The 20,561-nt window shown below is 73.0% G+C and carries 18 protein-coding genes and 1 pseudogene; 13 read left to right on the top strand and 6 right to left on the bottom strand.

The features are described 5' to 3' along the window. Positions 1–60: 60 nt before the first annotated feature. Complete coding sequence (locus SVTN_RS01185; protein ID WP_041127413.1) at positions 61–1,308, bottom strand: MFS transporter; 1,248 nt, start codon at positions 1,306–1,308, stop codon at positions 61–63. Between the two features lie 162 nt (positions 1,309–1,470). On the opposite strand from SVTN_RS01185, the gene SVTN_RS01190 reads away from it, so the two are divergent. The 7 genes from SVTN_RS01190 to SVTN_RS01220 all read left to right on the top strand — a co-directional run bounded on the left by SVTN_RS01190 (position 1,471) and on the right by SVTN_RS01220 (position 8,345). Then, a complete protein-coding gene (locus tag SVTN_RS01190; protein ID WP_052498837.1) occupies positions 1,471–1,929 on the top strand; it encodes a MarR family winged helix-turn-helix transcriptional regulator in 459 nt (152 codons plus the stop codon). Positions 1,930–2,147: 218 nt separating this feature from the next. Continuing rightward, complete coding sequence (locus SVTN_RS01195; protein ID WP_078908127.1) at positions 2,148–3,371, top strand: sedoheptulose 7-phosphate cyclase; 1,224 nt, start codon at positions 2,148–2,150, stop codon at positions 3,369–3,371. Further along, positions 3,368–4,486, top strand: coding sequence for an ROK family protein (locus SVTN_RS01200; RefSeq protein WP_052498838.1), 1,119 nt, complete (start codon positions 3,368–3,370; stop codon positions 4,484–4,486). The genes SVTN_RS01195 and SVTN_RS01200 overlap by 4 nt, the downstream gene beginning before the upstream one ends. Continuing rightward, positions 4,483–5,646 carry an alcohol dehydrogenase catalytic domain-containing protein gene (locus SVTN_RS01205; RefSeq protein ID WP_052498839.1) on the top strand — a complete coding sequence of 388 codons (1,164 nt, stop codon included), beginning with the start codon at positions 4,483–4,485 and terminating at the stop codon, positions 5,644–5,646. The genes SVTN_RS01200 and SVTN_RS01205 overlap by 4 nt, the downstream gene beginning before the upstream one ends. Further along, on the top strand, positions 5,640–6,431 hold the full coding sequence (locus SVTN_RS01210) for an SDR family NAD(P)-dependent oxidoreductase (RefSeq protein WP_041127414.1): 792 nt from the start codon (positions 5,640–5,642) through the stop codon (positions 6,429–6,431). The genes SVTN_RS01205 and SVTN_RS01210 overlap by 7 nt, the downstream gene beginning before the upstream one ends. Next, complete coding sequence (locus SVTN_RS01215; protein WP_041127415.1) at positions 6,428–7,273, top strand: sugar phosphate isomerase/epimerase family protein; 846 nt, start codon at positions 6,428–6,430, stop codon at positions 7,271–7,273. Before SVTN_RS01210 ends, SVTN_RS01215 begins: the two co-directional genes overlap by 4 nt. A 1-nt stretch (position 7,274) precedes the next feature. Beyond that, positions 7,275–8,345, top strand: a complete 1,071-nt coding sequence (locus tag SVTN_RS01220) for an alcohol dehydrogenase catalytic domain-containing protein (protein ID WP_041127416.1) — start codon at positions 7,275–7,277, stop codon at positions 8,343–8,345. A gap of 75 nt (positions 8,346–8,420) precedes the next feature. Here SVTN_RS01220 and SVTN_RS01225 read toward each other — a convergent pair whose 3' ends face one another. Both SVTN_RS01225 and SVTN_RS01230 read right to left on the bottom strand, forming a co-directional pair. After that, a complete protein-coding gene (locus SVTN_RS01225) occupies positions 8,421–9,629 on the bottom strand; it encodes an FAD-dependent oxidoreductase (RefSeq protein ID WP_052498840.1) in 1,209 nt (402 codons plus the stop codon). Positions 9,630–9,641: 12 nt separating this feature from the next. Then, the gene (locus SVTN_RS01230) at positions 9,642–10,562 is read right to left on the bottom strand and encodes a ScbA/BarX family gamma-butyrolactone biosynthesis protein (RefSeq protein ID WP_063782232.1); all 921 of its coding nucleotides are present in this window, start codon (positions 10,560–10,562) and stop codon (positions 9,642–9,644) included. A 127-nt stretch (positions 10,563–10,689) separates the two neighbouring features. Here SVTN_RS01230 and SVTN_RS01235 point away from each other — a divergent pair, with 127 nt between their 5' ends. After that, positions 10,690–11,304, top strand: a complete 615-nt coding sequence (locus tag SVTN_RS01235) for a ScbR family autoregulator-binding transcription factor (RefSeq protein WP_041127417.1) — start codon at positions 10,690–10,692, stop codon at positions 11,302–11,304. A gap of 73 nt (positions 11,305–11,377) precedes the next feature. After that, positions 11,378–12,970, top strand: a complete 1,593-nt coding sequence (locus SVTN_RS40825; protein ID WP_176573028.1) for an LmrA/YxaF family transcription factor — start codon at positions 11,378–11,380, stop codon at positions 12,968–12,970. 307 nt (positions 12,971–13,277) lie between these two features. Here the strand turns inward: SVTN_RS40825 and SVTN_RS01245 are convergent, their stop codons facing one another. After that, complete coding sequence (locus SVTN_RS01245; RefSeq protein WP_041127418.1) at positions 13,278–13,937, bottom strand: hypothetical protein; 660 nt, start codon at positions 13,935–13,937, stop codon at positions 13,278–13,280. A gap of 439 nt (positions 13,938–14,376) precedes the next feature. Between SVTN_RS01245 and SVTN_RS01250 the strand changes: the two genes are divergently transcribed. Together SVTN_RS01250 and SVTN_RS01255 are read left to right on the top strand one after the other, a co-directional pair. Next, positions 14,377–16,167, top strand: a complete 1,791-nt coding sequence (locus SVTN_RS01250) for a histidinol-phosphate aminotransferase family protein (protein ID WP_041127419.1) — start codon at positions 14,377–14,379, stop codon at positions 16,165–16,167. Continuing rightward, complete coding sequence (locus tag SVTN_RS01255) at positions 16,164–16,967, top strand: phosphatidate cytidylyltransferase (RefSeq protein ID WP_174518220.1); 804 nt, start codon at positions 16,164–16,166, stop codon at positions 16,965–16,967. Before SVTN_RS01250 ends, SVTN_RS01255 begins: the two co-directional genes overlap by 4 nt. A gap of 39 nt (positions 16,968–17,006) precedes the next feature. Here SVTN_RS01255 and SVTN_RS44110 read toward each other — a convergent pair. Beyond that, a pseudogene (locus SVTN_RS44110) lies at positions 17,007–17,938 on the bottom strand (protein-arginine deiminase family protein). A gap of 826 nt (positions 17,939–18,764) precedes the next feature. On the opposite strand from SVTN_RS44110, the gene SVTN_RS01270 reads away from it, so the two are divergent. Continuing rightward, entirely contained in the window at positions 18,765–19,163 is a 399-nt protein-coding gene (locus tag SVTN_RS01270; RefSeq protein ID WP_041127422.1) for a PIN domain-containing protein, read from the top strand. Positions 19,164–19,240: 77 nt separating this feature from the next. On the opposite strand, the gene SVTN_RS41715 is transcribed toward SVTN_RS01270, so the two are convergent. Further along, positions 19,241–19,603, bottom strand: a complete 363-nt coding sequence (locus SVTN_RS41715) for a hypothetical protein (RefSeq protein WP_174518221.1) — start codon at positions 19,601–19,603, stop codon at positions 19,241–19,243. Between the two features lie 361 nt (positions 19,604–19,964). On the opposite strand from SVTN_RS41715, the gene SVTN_RS01275 reads away from it, so the two are divergent. After that, positions 19,965–20,312 (top strand): hypothetical protein, encoded by a 348-nt coding sequence (locus tag SVTN_RS01275; protein ID WP_041127423.1) that lies wholly within the window; start codon positions 19,965–19,967, stop codon positions 20,310–20,312. Positions 20,313–20,561 lie beyond the last annotated feature (249 nt).

Consider the following 20,561-nt stretch of genomic DNA (forward strand, 5'->3'; position numbering starts at 1 on the left):
GGCGGGTGCGGCCCCCGGGCCGTGAGGCCGGAGCGGAGTGCTGCGGAGTGCTGCGGAGTGCTACGACGTCTTCTGGTGCACCGGGATGCCGGCGCCGGTGTCGGCGGTGCTCGTACTCGTGTCGAGGGCGGGGAGTTCCGTGTCTGTCCGGCGGCCGCGGGCCCACATCGCCAGGGAGAGGAGCAGGGCGGCCGTCGTGGCCAGGGCGGCCGTCAGCGTGACGTCCCGGACGCCGAAGCCGAGGTCGATGGTCGTGCCGCCGAGCCAGGCGCCGAGTCCGTTGCCCAGGTTGAACGCGGACACGTTGGCCGAGAGGGCGAGCGCCGGCGCGGCGGAGGCCACCGAGAGGATCCGGGCCTGGAGCGCCGGGATGATGGAGAAGCCGGCGGCGCCGAACAGGAACAGGGCGGCGACCGCGGGGATCTGGTAGGGACTGACGGCCCAGAAGAGTACGAGCGAGAGCAGCAGGGCTGCTTGGGCGGTGAGCACGCCGCGCATGACGTTGGTGTCCGCGGCCCTGCCCCCGAGGATGTTGCCCAGCACCGAGCCGATGCCGAAGACGATCAGCAGGACGCCGACCATGGCGGGCACGAAGTGGCTGACGTCGCGGAGCAGGGGCGCCAGGTAGGTCGACGTGGTGAAGACCGCTCCCTGGGCGAGCACGGTGATCAGCATGGACAGCTGGAGGCTTCCGCTGCGGAACACCTTCAGCTGGTCCCGCAGCGAGACGTCCTCCTCGGCGCCCTCCTCGCCTCCGGTGCTGAGACCGCTCGGCACGAACGCGTAGATGAGGACGACGCACGCCACGGCGAAGACCGTGATGAAGACGAAGGTGGAGCGCCAGCCGAACTGCTGGCCGATGAGCGTTCCGATGGGGGATCCGAGCACGTTGGCGAAGTTGAAGCCCAGCGCGATCTTGGCCATGGCGGTCGCCTGCTTGTCCGGAGGGGACATGAGGGCGGCGACGTGCCAGGCCACGGCGGCGAAGGTGCCGTGGCTGAACGAGGTGAAGATGCGCGCTCCCATCAGCATCCCGTAGTTGGGCGCCAGCGCCGCGACGACGTTGCCCACGATGAAGATGCCCATAAGCCCGAGCAGCAGCCCCTTCCGGGACCACTTGGCGGTCAGCAGGGTGATGATCGGGCCGCCGATGGTCACGCCCAGCGCGTAGCCGGTGACCAGGAGGCCGACCGTCGGGACGGACACTCCCAGATCGGCGGACATCTCAGGCAGGATCCCCGCGATGGCGATCTCGGCGGTACCCACGCAGAAGACCCCGAGCATCAGGGCGAGGAGGGGTAAGGGCATGGTGACCGAGCCTTTCTGGGGGGTGCGCTTTCCAATGCATGCGATTGCATGTAAATGATGAACGAACACGAGGGTGCGGTCAACCGGCGCAAGGAGTTACGCTGGGCAACGTGACAGACGGGTAAACAGAACGTCCAGAAGACTCAGCGAAGGGCCGCACCAATGGAGACCTGGGGACCCGGCGGCGAGGTGGACGAACTCGCCCTCTGGCGGCAGTTGGCCCGCCTGATGGAGCAGGTCAACTCGGCGGCCAGCAGGCGACTGGCCCGCAACCACGGAGTCTCCACCAGTGAACTCCTGCTCCTGCTCTCCCTGTCGGAGCGACGGGACGGCACCCTTCGGATCTCGGAGCTCGTGAAGGCACTGGGCACCAACCAGCCCTCCGTCAGCCGGATGGTCGCCCGCCTCGAAGAGGCCGAGTGGGTCGTACGCCGCTCCGCCGCCGACGACAAGCGCGGGGTGGACGTACAGGTCACCGAGGCGGGTCGGCAGGTCGCCGGGGCGGCGGAGCAGACCCTGCGCAAGGCGCTGACCGAGACCTTCGATGCGGCCGCGGTCAGCGACTCCACGGCCTCGCTCATCGCCCGGCTCAGGTACGCGCCGGCCATGCCGGTGGACTGAGCCCCCTCCCGCGACCCCCCGCGACCTCCCGCGATCTCCCCCGAGTCCCGCCGACGCCGGTTTCGGCGCCTCCATTTCTATGCATGTGAATGCATCTACTGTGACCATGGTCACGTTGAAATGCATTCACGTGACGACCTAGCGTTCGAACTCGATGGCCGGCCCGCTTCGGACGGTTTGCCGCCATTGGTCCCCATCGAATCCGTGGAGGTCCCGCCATGCCTGGTACCACAACGCCCCGGCCCGCCGGCCTGAATTCGACTGCCGACCTTCCCAAGCCCCCCGGGCTGCACTGGAACGTACGGGCCAAACAGCCCGTCGACTACAGCGTCAGCATGGTGCGCGGGCTGCTCGACCCCGAGAACCCCACCCTCGCCCACGCCTGCGGCGGCGGCTGGGGACACCCCTTCCGCTCCCTCGTGGTGATCGACGCCGCCGTCGACGCGCTCTACCGGGGCCGGTTCGAGGCGTACTTCGCCCACTGGCGGATCGAGGCGACCTGGCAGGTCGTCCAGGGCGACGAGGAGGCGAAGTACCTGGAACAGGCCATCCTCGTCACCGAAGCCATGTCGCGCATGGGGATCCTGCGCCGCGCCGAGAAGGTCGTCGCCGTCGGCGGCGGCGTCGTCCTGGACATCGTCGGCTTCGCCGCGAGCATGTACCGCCGCGGCGTGCCCTACATCCGCGTCCCCACCACGCTGATCGGCCAGATCGACGCGGGCATCGGGGTCAAGACCGGGATCAACTACGGTCACCACAAGAACCGACTGGGCTCCTACTTCGCGCCGGAACTCGCCCTGATCGACCCCGAGTTCCTCCGCACCATCGACCCGCGGCACGTGGCCAACGGCATGGCCGAGATCGTCAAGATGGCGCTGGTCAAGGACGCCGCCCTCTTCGACCTGCTGGAGGCCACGGCCGGCACCATCACCTCCGACACCCTGGCCGGCTGCGGCTCCGCGGTGAGCGAGGTCCTGTCCAGGGCGATCTCCGGCATGCTCGACGAGCTGGAGCCCAACCTCTGGGAGCAGGTCCTGGAGAGGTCGGTCGACTACGGCCACACCTTCAGCCCCTCCCTGGAACTGCGGGCCGACCCCCCTCTGCTGCACGGCGAGGCCGTGGCCGTCGACATGGCGATCTGCCTCGCCCTCGCCCATCTGCGCGGGCACCTGTCGGAGGAGGACACCGACCGGGCACTGCGGCTGATGCAGGGCCTCGGCCTGCCCGTCGCCCACCCGACCTTCACCCGGGAACTCCTCGAAGAGGCCCTGGCGGACGCGGTCAAGCACCGCGACGGGCTCCAGCGCGTGCCCCTCACCCGGGGCATCGGATCCGTGGTCTTCGCCAACGACCTCACCCCGGAAGAGCTCGGCCGCGCGCTGGACTTCGTCACCGGATGGAAGGCGACCAGGAACGGCGAGCTCGCCGGCGCCGCCATATGAGCGCCGCCGTCACCGTCTTCGACGTCGGCGGTACCCACATCCGCCAGGCGTGGTGGCTGCCCGGGGGCGAGCTGCGCGCCCGCACTTCGCGCCCCTCCCCCAGCTTCAGGCGCTTCCCCCGCGCCGGCGTCGCCGAGCTCCGGGCCATGATGGTCAAGGACCTGTGCGACGCGGTGCCCGAGACGCCGGGCGCCGTGGCCGGCGTCTCCTTCGGCGCCGCGCTCGACCACCGCTCCGGCCTCGTCTACGCCTCCGCGCCCCTGTGGGGCGAGCACAGCGAGCCGTACGATCTGCGGGCGGCGCTCACGGCCCGGCGCCGCGACGTCGACTGGCACATCGTCAACGACGTCACGGCCGCACTGCTGCACGCCGCCGCGCATCCCGGCCGCGACGCGCACCGCAAGATCCTGCTGGCCACCGTCAGTTCGGGCATCGCCTGCCGCGTCATCGACCGGCGACGGGGCCTGATCCCGGTGGACAGCAGCGGGCTGCAGGGTGAGATCGGCCATCTGCCGGCCCACGCGGAACTGGCCGGACGACCGCTCGAAGCGACCTGCGACTGCGGGAAGCCGGGACACCTGGCGGCGTACTCCTCCGGCCCCGGCATCGCGCGGGCCGCGGACGTCCTCAAGGAGCGGGAGCCCGGCCGCTGGTCGGAGTCCCGGCTCGGTGCCCTGACGGCCGGCGGCCTCGGCTTCGAGGAAGCGCTGCGCGGGGCCCTCGACGAGCGGGACGCCCTCGCGGGCGAACTGCTCGACGCGGTCACCGCTCCCGTCGCGGACGTCCTGCGCACCGCCCTGTGCCTCGATCCCGAGATCGACGAGGCGGTCCTGACCGGCGGCGTCGTGCACGGCCTCGGCGACCACTACCGGCGCGCCCTGCTGAGGTCCCTCGCCCGGCAGGGTCTTTACCTGACCAGCGAGCACACCCCCGACTGGTGGGAGCGGCGCATCACCGTCACCGCCCCCGGGGAGGCCGACGGCCTGGTGGGCGCGGGGATCGCGGCCCACGCCGCGACGGCCACTCCGGCCGCCACTCCGACCACCGCCCTTGCTGTTCCGGCCGCCGCTCCCGCGGTCCCGGTCGTGTCCGCGCCCTCCGGGGCGGCGGCATGACGGCGCCGGAGGACATTCCCAGCCACCGGGCGCTCGTCCGCGAGGCGGGGAAGGTCCGCCTGCGCCTGCGCCCCACCCCGTACCCCTCCCCGGGTGAACTGCTGGTGACCACCCCGGTGGCGGGGCTGTGCGGGACGGACATCCAGATGCTGCGCGGGCTGCGCGACGACCCGGCGCCCGTCATCGGCCACGAAGGCGTCGCCCGGGTGGTCGCCGCCGGCCCGGGCGTCCCCGGGTCCCTGGCGCCCGGTACCCCCGTCGTCGTCAACCCGACCCACGGGGACGACCCGTCCTTCCTGCTCGGGCACAACGTCGACGGCCTGCTCCAGGAGTTCACCCTCATCCCCGCCACTGCGGTACGGGGCGGCCTCGTCGTCCCGCTGGAGCAGGTGCCCGACGCCGAGCTCGGCACCCTCGTCGAACCGCTGGCGGCCGTACGGTACGCCCTCGGCCTCCTGGCGGCGGCCCGCCCGCGCACCCTGGTCGTGTACGGCGACGGGAACATCGGCCAGCTCGCCGTGCGCGCCGCCCGCGGCCTGCTCGGGGCGGAGGTCCGCGTCCTGCTCGTGCACCACACGCCCGAGGGGCGCCGGTGGAGCGAACGGCACCCCGTTCCCGGAACGGAGTTGGTGGGCGGGGCGGCCACGGGCGGGCCGCCGCCGGTCGGCGACGGGCCCACGGCCGCCCTGCTCGCCACCCCGCGCGACGGGACCCTGGACGCCCTCGCCTCCGCCCTGCGGTTCGGCCACGGCGGCGACGGCGACGGCGACCTGACCGTCGACCTGTTCGGCGGCCTCCCGCCCGGCGCCGCCAGTGACCTCCTGCCCGGGGTCGACCTCGCCGCGGTGCGGGCCGCCAACTGCGCCGGACGCCCCGTGCCGGCGGTGTTCACCGAGGCGACCACGGCCGAGGGCCGGCGCGTCCGGCTGACCGGCCACCGCGGCGTGGGCAACGGCCACCTCCTGGAGGCCGCCGCCGAGCTGTGGCGCCACCCGGAGCTCTACCGGGACCTGGTGACCCACGTCGTGGAGCCCGCCGAGGCCGCCCGCATCATGAACGACCTCTCGGTCGGCCGCCGACGGACCGTCGACGGGAACCGGCTCCTCAAACTCGCCGTGCGCTTCGCCCCGGCACCGGCCCCACTCAAGGAGAGATGGTGACAGCACAAGGTCAGAACGACCGCCGCGCGCTGGTGATCGGCGGCTCGACGGGCATAGGCCGCGGCATCGCCGACGCCTGGGCCGACGCGGGCCTCGACGTGACGGTGCTCAGCAGGTCCGCCCCGGCCGGCCCAGGCGCCGACCGGCTCCGCTGGACGGCCGTGGACCTCACGGACCCCGACCGGGTCGTCGAGGCCCTGGACGCGACGGCGGCGGAACCCCTGCGCGCCGTCTGCTACTCGGCGGTCCACTACGGCGCCGGGCGCGCCCTGTTCCGGGACTGCGACGTGGCCGAGTGGCGCCGCCAGATCGACGTCAACCTGCACGGCCTCTGGCTGACGCTGGACCGGACGCTCCCGGCGCTGCGCCGCCCCGACTCCCCCGGAGTGTTCCTCGGGATCTCCTCCGAGGTCGTCTACAACGCGGGTCCCGGCCGGTCCGGGTACGCCGCCTCGAAGGCCGCCGCCTCGGCGCTGCTCGACTCCGTCGCCCAGGAGGAGAGCGCCGAATCGCCCGGCGGGGAGGCCCTGCGCATCGTCCAGGCCCTCCCCGCCGGCATGGTCGACACCCCCGGGATCCGGCGCCGCCGCCCCGAGGACTTCGACTACAGCGCCTACATGACGCCGGCCGGCTTCGGACCGCTGGCCCGCGAGCTGGCGGCGACGTCCGGTGCCGGACTGCACGGCGCGCACCTCGTGGTCGACGGCTCCGGCGCCTGGCGTCCGGTCGGTGACGGGATGCCCGTCTCCCAGAGCCGCGTCCTCACCGCGCGGACGGCGTCGTGACCCGGTCCCCCCGGGTGGGACTCGCCGGCTGGCGGCTGCCGGGGAACCACTTCGGCGCCGCCGCGCTGGCCCGGCGGGCGGGCGCCGACGGCCTCCAGCTCGACCTCGGCGGCCCGGGCCGGGGGCCGTGGCTCGACGCTCCGGGCACCGTGGACCGGCTCCGTGACGACTGCGCCGCGCACGGCGTGGAGCTGCTCGGGGTCGCGGGCAACACCCTCAACGACATCGGGCTCACGGCACCGGCCGGCAGTCGGGACGCGCTGCGCGCCCGGCGCGTCCTGGTCCGCGTCCTGGACACGGCCCGGGCCCTGGGCGCGCCCCTGGCGTTCGTCCCGAGCTTCCGCCGCAGCGCCATCGACGGCCCGGACGACCTGAGGCGCACCGCGGACGTCCTGGCCTGGGCGGCCCGGGAGGCCGACGCGCGCGGACTGCTCCTGGCCGGCGAGAACGCCCTGCAACCCGCCGCCGCGCGCGCCCTCGTGGAGCAGGTGGCCGTCCCCTCCTTCCGGCTGGTGCTCGACACCTACAACCCGCGGGTGTACGGGGTCGACGTCCTGGCGCTGATCGAGGCGACGCACCCGTGGATCGCGCCGCAGGTCCACCTCAAGGACGGCACCGGCGGCGTCGTGGGCCGGGAGCTGCTCGGGGACGGGGACGGCGGGGTGTGGGAGGCCCTGGCCGCCCTCCTCGCGCACACGGGCGCGTCCCCCGACGCGCTGGTCCTCGAGAACGACTACCGCGACGGCGACCTCCGGCGCCTCGCCCTCGACATCGGGCGGGCCCGCGTCCGCGCCGCGCGGGCGGAGCTGCCGGCCACTGCCCCGGACCACCCAAGGAGCTGACATGTCCACCGTTCCGTCGACCTACGAGACGACCAGGCTGAGGGACGGCGTGGTGAGCTTCGGCGCGCACGCCTTCCCGCACGAGGCGCTCGGTGACGACACCGTCGTCATCAGGCCCGACCACATGGGCATCTGCCGCGCCGACGTCAAGGAGATCCTCGGCTCGCGCGACGTCCCCGAGGACCGGGGGCCGCTGTTCGGCCACGAGCTCGTGGGCTCCGTCTTCTTCGCGGGGTCCCGCAGCGGATTCGAGGCGGGTGACACCGTCACGCTCAATCCGAACATCACCCCTCACCGCACCACCGGCTTCGCCGAGTACGTCTTCGTACGGGGCTCGAAGGAGCAGCTGGAGCAGGCCGTCGTACGGGTCCCCGGGCCGTACGACGGCAAGGACGTCTGGATGCCGGAGCCGTTCGCCTGCATCGTGCACGCCCTGCGGAAGCTGCTCGAGCTCACAGGGCTCGACTCCCTCGGGGGGAAGCGGGTCGGGATCGTCGGCGCCGGCTGCGCGGGGCTGATGTTCGCCATGTACGCCCGCCATCTGGGGGCGTCGGTCACGGTGTTCAACCGCGGCGGGGTCCGCCGTGCCTTCGCCCGCGAGCAGGGCATCCTCGCCGCGGACGAGATCCGTCCGCTGTCGGAGGCGGGGGCGTACCCCGACGCGTTCGACGTGGTCGTCGTCGCGCCGACGGTGGCCACCGCGGAACTCCTGGAGACCGCGGGCCGTCTGGCCCGCGACGGAGCGGTCGTGCTCGTCTACGGCGGCACCCGGAAGGGCGACCGCTTCCCCGGGGGGCCGGTGGACGTCGACGCCGTCCGCCGGGGCGAACTCCTCACGTGGGTGGACCACGCCGGGAAGCGGCTCGGTGTATCGGGCGCGTACGGGTGCTTCAAGGAGGACTACGAGGAGGGCTTCAGGCTGCGCGCGGAGTATCCGGAGGCCTTTCCCCTGGACCGGCTGGTCTCGCGGCGCATCCCCCTCGACGAGTTCCCGGATTTCGTCATGGACATCGCGGCGGGCCGGACGGATCCCCCCGGGAAGGTCCTGGTCGAGGCCGCTCCTCGGGCCTGATCCTGGTCGGCGCCTCGTTCGTACGGACAGGGCTGGTGTACGTACGAACCGGGCGCCTGCCGGGTCCGGCGCCGCTCAGCACGAGCCGGCGAAGTCCTTCGACAGGACGTGGTCGACGAGGGTCAGGCCGTCCACCCAGTGGCCGTGCCGGTACCGGGACCCGTGCTCCGCGCCGCTCCGCCGCATCCGCTCGCCGCGCCGGGCGTCGTAGTCGGCGAGCCATCCGTGGACACCGACGCCCGAGGCGTCCCAGGAGCTGCCGAGCGCGACGGCGTCCTCCAGCGCCCGGTGCAGGCAGGCGGTCTCCGGCCGGTGCGCCTCGTGCTCGCTGTCGCCGACCCTCGCGATCCGGCCGGGCACCCGGTCCGCGGCGGCCGGCCGGGCGGGGAGCGTCAGCGCCCGCCAGTGTCTGCCCGTGGTGAGGACGTTGCGGGCGGCGGCCCCGATCCCGGGGAACGCGCCGAGCACCTCGTCCAGGCCCACCCGGGTGCCGTGGAGGCTGTCGCCGGTGTGGTGGTGCCGGGTCGCGGTGAGGCTCAGGTAGCGGTGGTCGGGCAGGGGGTAGTGCGAGAGGTGCCAGTCCCGTCCCGTCCAGCAGATGGCCGCGCTCTCCTGCCACCGGTCGGCGACCGATTCCATGGGGACGACCGTGCGGTAGACGGCGAGCCGCTCCCCGGGGCCGCCGCGGGCCCGTTCCGTGTCGCGGTGGACGCCGGAGCGGGCGCCGTCCGTGAGGATCAGGACGTCGCCCGTCACGGTGCGCCCGTCGGAGAGGATCGCGCGCACCGTCCCTCCTTGCCGGGTGTGGCCGATGACGTGGCTGTCGGTGCGCAGTTGTACGGAGTCCAGCTCCCAGCACGCCTCGAGCAGGGGCTCGTACACGTCCAGCCGGTGGGCCGTGGCGTGCGCCGGGGAGGAGTGGCGGTCGCAGGCGGGCAGTCTCACCGAGGTGAGCAGCTCTCCGGTCGAGCCGTCCCGGACGTGGAACGCGTCGAGCGTCAGCGACCGTTCCCGTACGGCGTCCCCGACGCCCAGCCCGTACAGGAGCTGGAAGTCCCGGGGGGCCAGCCGGACACCCGCGCCGCTCTCGGTGAGGGCCGGCCGCTGTTCCAGGACGAGCACGTCGTGGCCGCGCCGTCCCAGGGCGAGCGCGGTGGCCAGACCGCCGATGCCGCCGCCGGCGACCAGGACGCGCAGCCGCGACGGGTCCGGGGCGCTCGCGTCGACCGTCCACGGGGAGGGAACGCGGTCCGGGCGGGAAGGGTCGGTCAACGCGGCGTCCATGTGTCCAGGCCCTCAGGCTTCGCCCAGGGTGACGACATCGGTGAAGATCTCCTCGTCGTGCTGCCGGGCGGTGACCAGGATCCGCTGCCGGCCGGCCGGGGCGCCCGGGAGCGGACGGGCGTCGATCCAGCACGGCGCGTCGAGTTCCGCGTAACGGGTGAAGACGGCCTCCATGCCCACGACCGCGGTCGTCCGGGGCCATGAGGCCTGCGCGGCCTGGCGCGCCGCTTCCAGCAGCAGCATGCCCGGGGCGTGGTCGACCGGGTGGTCGAAGAGGATCGGGTGGGAGGTGTCCACCCGCAGTTGCCAGCGGCCCTCGCCGTCCGCGTGCGCGAGCACGACGTCCTCGTCGCGTCGTCCGCCCGTCACGGGGGCGGGCGGCGGGGCGGGAAGGGCGCGGGCGTTGGCGCGCACGAGGTCGGCGTACTGTCCGCGTAAGCGCCGGTACACGGCGCGGCCCTGAATGGTGAAGTGCGTCCGGGCCTCGGCCAGTCGGGCGCCCTCCCGCCACGCCTCCACGTGGAGGACCATGGCCGCGGCCCTCGTCCCGCGGTACTTCACGTCGGTGGCCGTGACGCGCAACTCGACGTCGGCGCCGTGTCCTTCGTCGCGCGCCGCGGCGGGGTCGAGCTCCCAGCGGAAGTCCTGCCAGAGCAGGTGGTGGTCGAGCGGTACGTCGTACGCGGCGTGCGAGAGCAGGGGCAGGGCCTGGCGTATCGACTCGCTGAGGAGCAGGGGGTCGAGCAGACCGTTCCGGTGGACGTAGAACCCGTGGGCCCGTGGCCAGCGGGCCGTGACGGCGAAGGCGTCGGGGCCCGTCCGGCACCAGCCGGTGAGCAGGACTTCCGACGGGTTCGTCTTGTGGGTGAAGACCTGGGGCACGTGCGTGGCGGATAAGGCCGCCTCACCGTGGGCGAGGTCAAGCGATGACAAGGCAGTTCCCCCAACCGGCTCGTGAGCCACTCACTCTGGCGCGTCAGCGCACGTCATGAAATGATAGAGGTCATTATTTTATTTTGTCGAGAGGGGGCAGGTGCAGGTGGAAGAGGGCACTCGACCCATGCAGCAGCGCGCCGTTCGCACGCGGGAGGTCCTCCTCCGGGCCGCCGCGGAGGTGTTCGACGAGGTCGGCTACACCCGGGCGAGCATCCTGAAGATCATCGACCGGGTCGGCCTGACGACCGGGTCCGTGTACTTCCACTTCAAGTCCAAGGAGGGACTCGCCCGCGCGGTGATCCACGAACAGGCGAAGGACCTGGAGTTCCCCCCGGGGGAACCCGGCCTCCAGCACCTGATCGACATGACCTCCTACCTCGCCGTGGAGATGCAGCAGAACACCCTGCTGCGCGCGGGCATCCGGCTCGCCGTCGAACAGAACGAGGCGGACCTCCACGAGTACGCGATCTACGAGTGGTGGGCCCGGAAGTTCCACGACGAACTGGTCGCCGCGCGGCGCAAGGGCCAACTCCTCCCCGGGGCCGACGAGACCGCCTTCGCCTCCTTGCTGGTGGCCGCCTACACCGGCACCCAGATCATGTCGCAGCTCTCCACCGGCCGGACCGACCTGCCGTGCCGGATCTCCGACATGTGGCGGTGCATCCTGCCCGCCCTGGCGCCTGCCGACGTCATCGCGGGGATCACCCTTCCCACCGCCCTCGTGCAGGAGCGCGCGTGACCCTGCGGGTCGTCGCCACCGGGCCACCGGGTTCATGGGCCCCAAGGCCCTGCGTGCCGTAGCGGATTCCGCGGTGGAGCACGCGGGCGCCCCGAAGGGGTCGCTCTCCTTCCACTGCCCCCAGAGGAAGGAGGCCCTGGGACAGAAGGCCATCGAACTCGCGGCCGCACGATTCGGCTCTCTCGTGGCCGCCTCCGCAATGGATCCCGCCACGGCGGGCCAGGTGCTGGGCCGTGTGATCGACGAACTGGCCGGGATGCTCGACGACAGCGACTTCCAACTGGGCTGCCCGGTCTCGGTGGTGACGCTGGAGATGGGCGGGGAGAGCGAACGGCTGCGCGACGCCTGCACCGAGGCCTTCGAGTCGTGGATCGCGCCGGTCAGTGAACTGCTCGTCGCGCAGGGCCGGCCTCGTACCGTCGCCCGCTCTCTGGCGACTGCCGTGGTCAGCATGTACGACTGCGCCGGTGCCTTCCGGTTCGGGATGTCGGTGGACGAGGCACGTCACGCCAACGTCGACAGCGTGCGCGCGGTCATCGAGTTCGCGACGCGGCTGCCGAACCTGCGCCGCCTGGTCCAGGTCTCCGGGTACCGCGTGGGCGGGCAGGGCCCCGCCCCCTGGAGCGATGAACACCGACGTGAGACCTACCGGGCGCTGGGCGCCTACGAGGCGTCCAGGGTCGAGGCGGACGCCGTTTTCCAGAACCTGGCAGCCCAGTTGGGCGTTCCGTGGTCCATCGTGAACCCGGCCGGCGTCATCGGGGACAGCGCCACCGGGGAATCCGACCAGTACCTCGGGCTCGCCTCCCACATGAAGGACCTCTGGCAGGGCTCACCGCCCGCACTCCCGGGCAACGGAAAGACGTTCGTCCCCGTGGTCGCGGCCGACCACCTCGCCCGGTTCATGACCCTGCTGCCGACGGACGCGGCCACCGAACACACCACGTACTGGCTGCTGGACGACGACACGCCCGCGCTGCCCGACCTGCTCACGCTCGTGGCCGAGCACGACGGCGTCAGGGCACCCCGGACACGGATTCCGGTGTCCTTGCCCAAGCGGCTTCCCCGCCGGCTCACCCGGGCCGATCCGGAGACCCTGACGCTCCCGCCTGAGCAGGTCATCGCCGACGCGCTCGACCAGCTCCGCTACGGCCGCATCACGACCGGGGTCGGCGCTCTCCGCACTCCCGGGTCAATAACGGGTGCTGTCGTACCGGCGCAGCCGGGCAGCCAGTGCCTTCTCGGTGCTGCCGAGCGCCACAGCGATCTCCTCGTCGGTGTGCTTCCTCGTAGCCAGGCGGGTGGCATACGGGCCGTCGGTCTCGACGACCGCGTCCAGCGCACCCACGATCCGCAACGCGGTCAGAGGATCGGTGTCCTCGGTCTCGTCGAGGCGTTCACGGATCCGGGAGATGAGCCGGGCGACGTCCTCGGGCAACTGGACCGCGGCAGCGTTGACCTGCCGGGTGTGCGTCTCCCAGTCCCTCTCCGGTCCGGAGGTGTCGTACAGGTACGGCTCACGGCGGGGTACCCGCTTCCAGTCGATCGGATAGGTCGTCTCCCCGTGCCAGCCGCAGGCGCAGACGGCGCGCATCCGGTCCGCGAGCGGGCGGCGGTGCGCGCCGTCGTAGCACCACCAGTCGGTGAAGCTGGGGATGTGCCCTGAGCTGCCGATGTCGATGTAGACCGGGCCCGGGACCGTGCCGTCCTCCAGCAGCACCCCGACCTTGCCCACGTGCCCTTCCGCGCCGTCCGGCTCCCACATGACCCGTCCTCCTCTTCCTCTGTGTCGGTACGGCCGCCGCTCGTCGGCCGGCGGCGGGCCTCCTCGCCTCCACGGTGACGGACGGCCCGGGGCGGCCGCAGGCGAATGCCCGCATATTCCACGGGCGAATGACAACACTGTCGGCGGTTGAGTCGGGGAGAGGGGGCCGGGGGTCCCGTCCCGTTCATGCCCGCCCGCGCCGTCGCCGTCAGTCCCGGCAGCAGCCGTACGCCGCGGCCACCTCCGCCAGTCCCTCCAGACCGCCGTCGGCGCCACCGCCGCCGCCCACGCGAGCGAGCAGGAGCACCCGGGCCGGCACGCCGGCGGCCGCGTACGCGGCGAGCCGGCGGTGACCGTCGAGTACCGCACCGACCAGCCACCGCTCCTCGTGCCGGGCCTCCACGTACCGGTCGTCGATCCAGCCCAGGACCACGGCGGCGGGCCGCTCCCCCGCTGTGATGGCGGCCGCGTGCCGGGCGACGGTCGCCGGGTCGAGCGCCTCCGGCGGCTGCGAGGGGAGGACCGCGCCGTACGTGAACGGCACCCGACCGCCCGGAACGGGCGCGGTGAGCTGGAAGTGCGGGACGCCGGGCCAGTGGCCCTCGGGACGGTCGTCGCCGTATTCGGAGTCGTCGCCGTCCTCCTCCACCCGGCCCGCCACGCGGCGGTACCACCACGACCGGGCCGGCTCGGACACGCGCTCCAGCGGGAGGTCGAGCAGGAGGGCTCGGTAGTGGCCGGTCTCCAACTCACCGATCGCGGGGCTCCATTCGGCGAGCAGCGCGGTGTCGAGTCTGTCCAGGCCGGCCAGCCGCCCGCGCATGCCGGCCGCGATCCGGGTCGCCTCGTCGTCCGGCCAGCCCAGCAACGTCAGGCTCAGCTCGCACGTGTCGCAGAACGAACCGACCCGGTACAGCGGCTTCCCGTGGAACGTCAGGGACCGGTCCCAGCGCGGCCAGGAGGAGCCGGGCGACGGCGGGTCGGAGGCGACCCGGATCCGGCCCGCTCCCCCGTCGACGGAGAACCGGGCGCGCGCGCCGGCTCGGGCATCTTCACTGTGAGTCCCGTCCGACCTGCCTGAAAGGTGCTGGATCTGTCACCCGCCATGACACGGCATGCTGCCACTCAGGACACGGCCGCCCATCCGATCATCGAGCCGGTCTGGATCATGGGAGCCCTGACCGTCACGAATCACCAGGGGCTAAAGGAGGTTCGGTGACCCAAGTGAGTACCCGTACTCAGGTGTCGCCTGCCGGGCTTCTGCATGCTGGGGCGCGAACGCCGGACCGTCTCAGGGAGACATACGCATGGACCATGCCATACAGCTGCGCGCAGCCACGCCCGACGATCACGACTGGATCCACGAGCTGCGGCACCGGGTGTACGCGGAGGAGCTGGGCCAGCATCCGGTGCATCCGTCCGGGCGGTTGAGCGACGGGCTCGACGGCGACAACGTGTATCTCGTGGCCGCGCGTGGGGAGACGCGGATCGGTTTCGTCAGCCTCACTCCGCCGTGGGTCGGCCGCTACTCCCTCGACAAGTACCTGACGCGCGAGGAGCTGCCGGTCCTGTCGGAAGAGGCGCCGTTCGAGATCCGCGTCCTGACCGTCGAGGAGCGCTGGCGGTCCACCGTGGCGGCGCCGCTCCTCATGTACGCGGCGCTGCGCTGGGTCGCGGCGCGGGGCGGCCGCCGGGTGGTGGCGATGGGACGCACGGAGCTGCTTGACATGTATCTCGCCGCCGGGTTGCGGCCGGTGGGGCGGACGGTCCGCTCGGGCGCGGTCTCGTTCGAGGTGCTGAGCGGCTCCGTGGCCGAGCTGACGAGGACGGTCCGGGAGCGTCATGGCCGGACCTTGGAGCGGCTGCGGACGGGCCTCGACTGGCGGTTGGACGTGGAGTTCGCGCCGCGCGCGGACGGCTGCGAGCACGGCGGTGCCTTCTTCTCCGCGATCGGTACGGACTTCCGGACGCTGACCCGCCGTCACGAGGTGGTCGCGGCCGATGTGCTGGACGCCTGGTTCCCTCCGTCTCCGAAGGTCCGCGCGGTGTTGTCGGAGGATCCGGGATGGGCGGCGCGGACCTCGCCGCCGACGGGCGCGGAAGGGCTGCTCGCGGAGATCGCCGAAAGCCGTGGTCTGCCGGTGGAGTCGCTGGTCGTCGGGGCGGGTTCGTCCGATCTGATCTTCCGGGCGTTCGGCCGGTGGCTGACGCCGGGGAGCCGGGTACTGCTCCTCGATCCGAGCTATGGCGAGTACGCCCATGTCACCGAGCGGGTGATCGGCTGCCAGGTGGACCGGCTCCGGCTGCGCCGGGAGGACGGCTGGCTGCTCGATCCGGCTCGGCTCGCCGCCGCGACCGGGAGCGGGCGGTACGACCTCGTGGTGGTGGTCAATCCGAACAACCCGACCGGCCGCCACGCTCCCGCCGACGCGCTGCGCGCGGTGATCGAGGCCTCTCCCGCGCGGACCCGCTGGTGGATCGACGAGGCGTATCTGGGCTATGTCGATCCTGCGGAGTCGCTGGCCGGGCTCGCCTCGGCCGATGCCCGGGTCGTGGTGTGCACGTCGCTGTCGAAGATGTACGCGCTGTCGGGAATGCGGGCCGCGTATCTGGTGGCCGACCCGGACACGGCCGGGGAGCTGCGCCGCTGGACGCCGCCGTGGCCCGTGAGCCTGCCGGCCCAGCTGGCCGCCGTGACGGCGCTGCGCGACCCCGGGTACTACGCGGAACGCCGGGCGCGTACCGCGGTGCTGCGGCGGGGGCTCGCCGCCGGACTTTCGGAGCTCGACGGCTTCTCCTCGGTCGACGAGGGAGTGGCGAACTTCCTCACCGTGACCCTGCCGCCGAGTGGACCGAGCGCGGCCCGGCTCGTGCACGAGTGCCGACGCCACGACGTCTACCTGCGGGACCTGTCGCCGATGTCCCCGGCGTACGAGGGACGGACCGTCCGGATCGCCGTCCGCGACACGGCGGAGAACGAGCGGATCGTGGCGGCGTGCCGAAGCGCCCTGGACGCGCTGCGCGCGCGGGCGACGGTGGCGGTGGCGGCACCGGTCACGGTGGCGGCGGATGTGCCGGGCGGCGGGGGTTCCCGGTGACGACGGTCCCCGGTCTCGTGCCGTACCTCGGCGGAGCACTGGCGATCGGCGGGCTCGCGGTGGCGGCGACCCGGCGGCGTGAGCTGATGGTCCGCTGGTGTGTGTGGGCGCTCGGCGTACCCGTGGTCACGGGCGCGTTCTGGCTCGGGCCGCCAGGGATCGCGGTGCTCGCGGCCGTGGTCGGGGTGGTCGCGGTGGCGGAGTTCGGCGGGCTGCTGCGGCTGGGCGCGGTGGACCGGGCGGTGCTCGGCGCAGCGGTCGTCGGGCTCGTCCTGACCGCCTGGCTGGCTCCCGGTGAGGTGCTTCGGGTCGCGGCGGTCGGGGCGCTCGCGATCGCGGGGGTGCCCCTGCTGTCGGGCGACGCCGAGCACGGGCTCCGCCGCCTGGGGGCGGGCGTGCTCGGGCTCGTGTGGCTGGGTGCCCTGGCCGGTCTCGTCCCGTCGGGTGCGGTGGGCCTCGTCCTGTTCGTGGCCGTGTCGATCGCCGACATCGTCGCGTACGGGGCCGGTCGCCGTCTCGGCGGCCCCCGGCTCTCCGCGCTGTCGCCCGCCAAACGGTGGAGCGGCACGCTGGCCGGGGCGGCGGCCGGACTCCTGACGCTCGCCGTGCTGTCGTCCCTGACGTGGCAGACGGCGGTGGCCGTGGCGGTCGGCGGGCCGCTCGGCGACCTGCTGGAGTCGATGGTCAAGCGAGGCGCCCGGGTGAAGGACGCCGGTCGTTGGCTTGCCGGCTCCGGCGGTCTGCTGGACCGTATCGACTCCCTCCTCGTCGCCCTGGCGGTGCTGCTGGTGCTGAGCTAGCCACCCGAGTGTCGAGCACCGGATCGCCGGTCGTCGACGTCAGCTGCGCCACCGAGCGAGGTAGACCCCGGTGCCGGTGCTCACTCCGTTGGCCGCGCCGGGCAGGTAGTTGGCGACGAGGTCCCGGCGCGGGTATCCGGCGGGCAGGTCGAGCTCCTCGAACAAGGCGGGTACGCGAACGATGTGACGTCTCATCAGTCCTGTTTCCTCGCGCAGGGTGCGCAGAGCGGAGTCGATGCCCTGCCGGGCGATCTCGGTGCCGCGGGTCAGCGCGGGGTCGCGCAGGGCGCCCGCGACGGTGAGGCCGGGCTTCGCGGTGTCCTGCGGCGCGATCCCGCGGACCAGAGGCTCGCCGCCCCGGCCCTGCTCCACGAGGTCTGCCAGGAGTTTCCGCCCAGGTCGGGGTCGGCGACGACGGCCACCCAGCCCCGGTCGTTCCGGGCCGGGACGAAGGACAGGAACTCGTCGATGTGCCCGACCCCCAGCCAACTGGTGTCGAGGGCCATCGGCTGCTGGTACCCCTGCGCCGCGAGCATCCGGGTGAAGGAGGCGTCCGGGGACTCCTTGCCGCCCGTCCCGCCGTAGACCACCCGGCCCACCGGATAGCGCCGGCCCCGCCAGGTGTACGGCGGAAGGGTGCCGAAGTTCCCGGTGGAGCTGAACGAACCGTAGTACCGGCTGTCGTCCCCGCCGACGCGCGTGGCGTCGTACTCCTGTATCACTCCCGTACCGGGGCCTCGGAGCAGCGGGAACGCGCTCCGTGAGGCGTCCCGGAGGGGGAAGGCGGGGGTGGCCGTGCCGGGCATCACGTCCGCGGACCGCACGAGGACGGTGACCCGGTGCTCCCTGCCGCGCGGCGCGGGGATGGACGCGTAGGCGGTCTTGAAGAGGTCCTGCATCCAGACGTCCCCGCCGGTGGGGTAGTTGTACAGCGGTGCGGGCAGCCCGGCCCGGTCGAGTCCGCGGCGCAGATCGCGGCGGAACGCGGCTTCCGCCGAGTCGTACGCCGTGGCGCAGTTCGTCGGCGGTCAGCCGGTCCTCGGGCCTCAGCAGGACCATGCGGCCATGACGCCGGGCGAAGATCCGGACGTACGTCCGGGAGGCCGGGTCGGCGGCGACGGTGGCCGTGGTGCCGGCGGTGACACGCGTGGCGGTGATGTGCGCCGGCGCGAGGTCGGCGAGGTCGGCGGCACCATTGACGACGGTGTCCTTGGCGTCACCGCAGTCCGCCAGCCGCTCGTCGGGCAGGCGTTCGCCTCCGGGGCCTGCGGTGGGGCAGCGTCGCTGGTCGTCATCCACGTTGGGCAGCATCAGCGCGCCGCGGTCCTGGGCCCACGCGCCCTTGCCGGCGTCGTCGGCCGGGGTGACCAGACCGTCCCGGTCGGCATCCACGCGGATCACCGGCCGTGGCGGCGCGGCATGGGCCGCTTGGGCCGGGAGCGCCCCGGTCGCGATCGTGAGAAGGGCCGACCCCAGCACCCCTGCGCTCCCGGAGGTCCGGCGGGAACGCGGGTGCCCGGGGGTACGGGGGCGGAGGCGGGTCGGGGAGGCGGCGGCCGAGAAGGCCAACGGTGTCTCGTCGTCCATGGCCCCACCCTCGTCCACGGCCGCGCAGGGGACATCCACCCGATGGCTGGTCCCCCGCCCAGAAGGCAGCGACCCCCTCCATACTTTCGGCGGGGCGGCCGTACTCCACTCCGTCTCCTGGTCGCCCTCGTCCCGACACGACCCGCCTGTTCCACCGGGACCTTCCCTCCGCCGCGTACGTGGAGGTCGGTTCCTTGGCATCATGGAGCCGTGAACGCCGATGACCCGCTTCTCCGTCCCCTGCTGGTGGTGGACGGAGCCAACGTCGTGGGATCGGTGCCGGACGGCTGGTGGCGCGACCGGCGCGGAGCCGCCGAGCGGCTGCGTGACCGGCTCGCCGCGACCGGAGGACCGGCCGACGGCCCGTACCCGCGGCCGTACGAGATCGTCCTGGTCGTCGAGGGCGGCGCCCGGGGCGTCGCCTCGGTGCCCGGCGTGCGGGTCGAGGAAGCTCCCGGCAGCGGCGACGACCTGATCGCCGAACTGGCCCGGAACGCGAACGGCCGGCCGTGTCTGGTGGTCACGGCCGACCGCGAGCTACGCCGGCGGGTGACACAGGAAGGCGCCCGCTGTGCGGGCCCCCGCAGCATTCTCCAACCGCCCGCGTAGGAAAGCGAAGGCGCACGTCACGGCTCGTCGCCCCCGGCCGGGCCGACGCTCTCCGCCGTTACCCGCCCTTGCTGGGATCAGTGGGTTTCCAGCGGATCGGCCCGACCGAGCACTTCCGCGAGCGGGGTGCCGGTCCGAGCGGCGACGATGCGGCGGGCGCGCAACTGGGCACGGGTACGGGGGCGGAACTTCGGCTCCCGCCCGCAACCACAGGTTTCGAAGCCTTCGTAACGCAGCCCGGCGCCCAGGACCGCCGCGACCACCGACCACGCCTTTCGGTTGCTGCGGCGGGGTGCCGCGAAGTCGTGTCCCGCACACAGCAGCGGCCCGGCGCAGCGCGGGCACGTGTGTCCGGCATCGCGGGGATGCCGTTTGAAGCTGATCCGGCACGATACGCACGCGTAGTGCAGCTTGTAGTGGACGAAGGCGTAGGTGCACACGCATGGACCGTATCGGCGGCGCTTCGTTGTGGGCCAGTGCTCGGCAGCAGTGCGGTGTCCGGACCGGCCAGAGCCGTCGTCGAGCAGCCGCGCCCTCACGCAGCCGACGCCGAAGCCGGTCCTCCGAACTCCCGGAACTCTCAGTGACGAACCGTTATCGAGGTGTCACCCGTGTCGTTCTCTGGGACGGCCTCCGGCCGGAGGACTCCGTGGCGTACGACGTGCCCCTGGTCCATCCGGAGGGCGACAACCTCCCCTGGACCCACCTGATCGCGGCCCTCCGGCAGGCCCTCGTCCATCCCCCCCCGTCCCCGCCGGCGCCGACCCCCTGGGCATCCCCCTCGCCGATGCCCGCCGACACATGCTCGACGCCCTCGACCACGTCACGTTCGAGCTCGGCGACGCACTCCGCGCGGCCGCCTCCATGCTCTGGCCCCAGGACGATCCGGAGGACGGCAGCCGCCTGCGGCCGGACGGTTTCCTGCTGCGGGACCCCGCCACCGCGCGCCTGTACGTCACCGCACCCGGCACCGCAGGCTCCGTCGGGCCCGATGTCTCCCTCCACGACGAGAACGGCCGCGTACGCGCCGGCAACACCGCCCTCATGGCCGCACTGCCCTCACTCGTCCCCGACGGACTCGACAGCGACCGCTCCCCCGCCCAGGACCCCTACGCCCCCGCAGGCGTCCACGACTTCACCCACTGGTAGGGCACCCTCTGGACGGGACGCCCCTGCAAAGACACGGACGCCTGTCCGGCGGCCGGGCCGACACTCTCCATCGACGCCCCGGCAGCGACGAAGCCGAGCGTGCCGCCGGAGTTGCCGGGCTGCCACGGGACGGCGGGAACGGTGAAGCCACCAACCCGGCCGGGGCCGGTCACCGGATGCCCAACAGACTCAGGACGGCCTGTTCGTGGACGGTGTGGACGGTGGGGAGTTCGGCCGGCGACGCGCGCC

The organism is Streptomyces vietnamensis (genome assembly GCF_000830005.1).
In the GTDB taxonomy this organism is placed as follows: domain Bacteria; phylum Actinomycetota; class Actinomycetes; order Streptomycetales; family Streptomycetaceae; genus Streptomyces; species Streptomyces vietnamensis.

What these genes read in the sequence shown, in the direction of transcription:
- SVTN_RS01195 (WP_078908127.1), top strand. Translation starts at nt 2,148, where the DNA reads ATGCCTGGTACCACAACGCCCCGGCCCGCCGGCCTGAATTCGACTGCC.
- SVTN_RS01190 (WP_052498837.1), top strand. Translation starts at nt 1,471, where the DNA reads ATGGAGACCTGGGGACCCGGCGGCGAGGTGGACGAACTCGCCCTCTGG.
- SVTN_RS01210 (WP_041127414.1), top strand. Translation starts at nt 5,640, where the DNA reads ATGGTGACAGCACAAGGTCAGAACGACCGCCGCGCGCTGGTGATCGGC.
- SVTN_RS01205 (WP_052498839.1), top strand. Translation starts at nt 4,483, where the DNA reads ATGACGGCGCCGGAGGACATTCCCAGCCACCGGGCGCTCGTCCGCGAG.
- SVTN_RS01250 (WP_041127419.1), top strand. Translation starts at nt 14,377, where the DNA reads ATGGACCATGCCATACAGCTGCGCGCAGCCACGCCCGACGATCACGAC.
- SVTN_RS01275 (WP_041127423.1), top strand. Translation starts at nt 19,965, where the DNA reads ATGCTCGACGCCCTCGACCACGTCACGTTCGAGCTCGGCGACGCACTC.
- SVTN_RS01220 (WP_041127416.1), top strand. Translation starts at nt 7,275, where the DNA reads ATGTCCACCGTTCCGTCGACCTACGAGACGACCAGGCTGAGGGACGGC.
- SVTN_RS01225 (WP_052498840.1), bottom strand. Translation starts at nt 9,629, where the DNA reads ATGGACGCCGCGTTGACCGACCCTTCCCGCCCGGACCGCGTTCCCTCC.
- SVTN_RS01200 (WP_052498838.1), top strand. Translation starts at nt 3,368, where the DNA reads ATGAGCGCCGCCGTCACCGTCTTCGACGTCGGCGGTACCCACATCCGC.
- SVTN_RS01235 (WP_041127417.1), top strand. Translation starts at nt 10,690, where the DNA reads ATGCAGCAGCGCGCCGTTCGCACGCGGGAGGTCCTCCTCCGGGCCGCC.
- SVTN_RS01185 (WP_041127413.1), bottom strand. Translation starts at nt 1,308, where the DNA reads ATGCCCTTACCCCTCCTCGCCCTGATGCTCGGGGTCTTCTGCGTGGGT.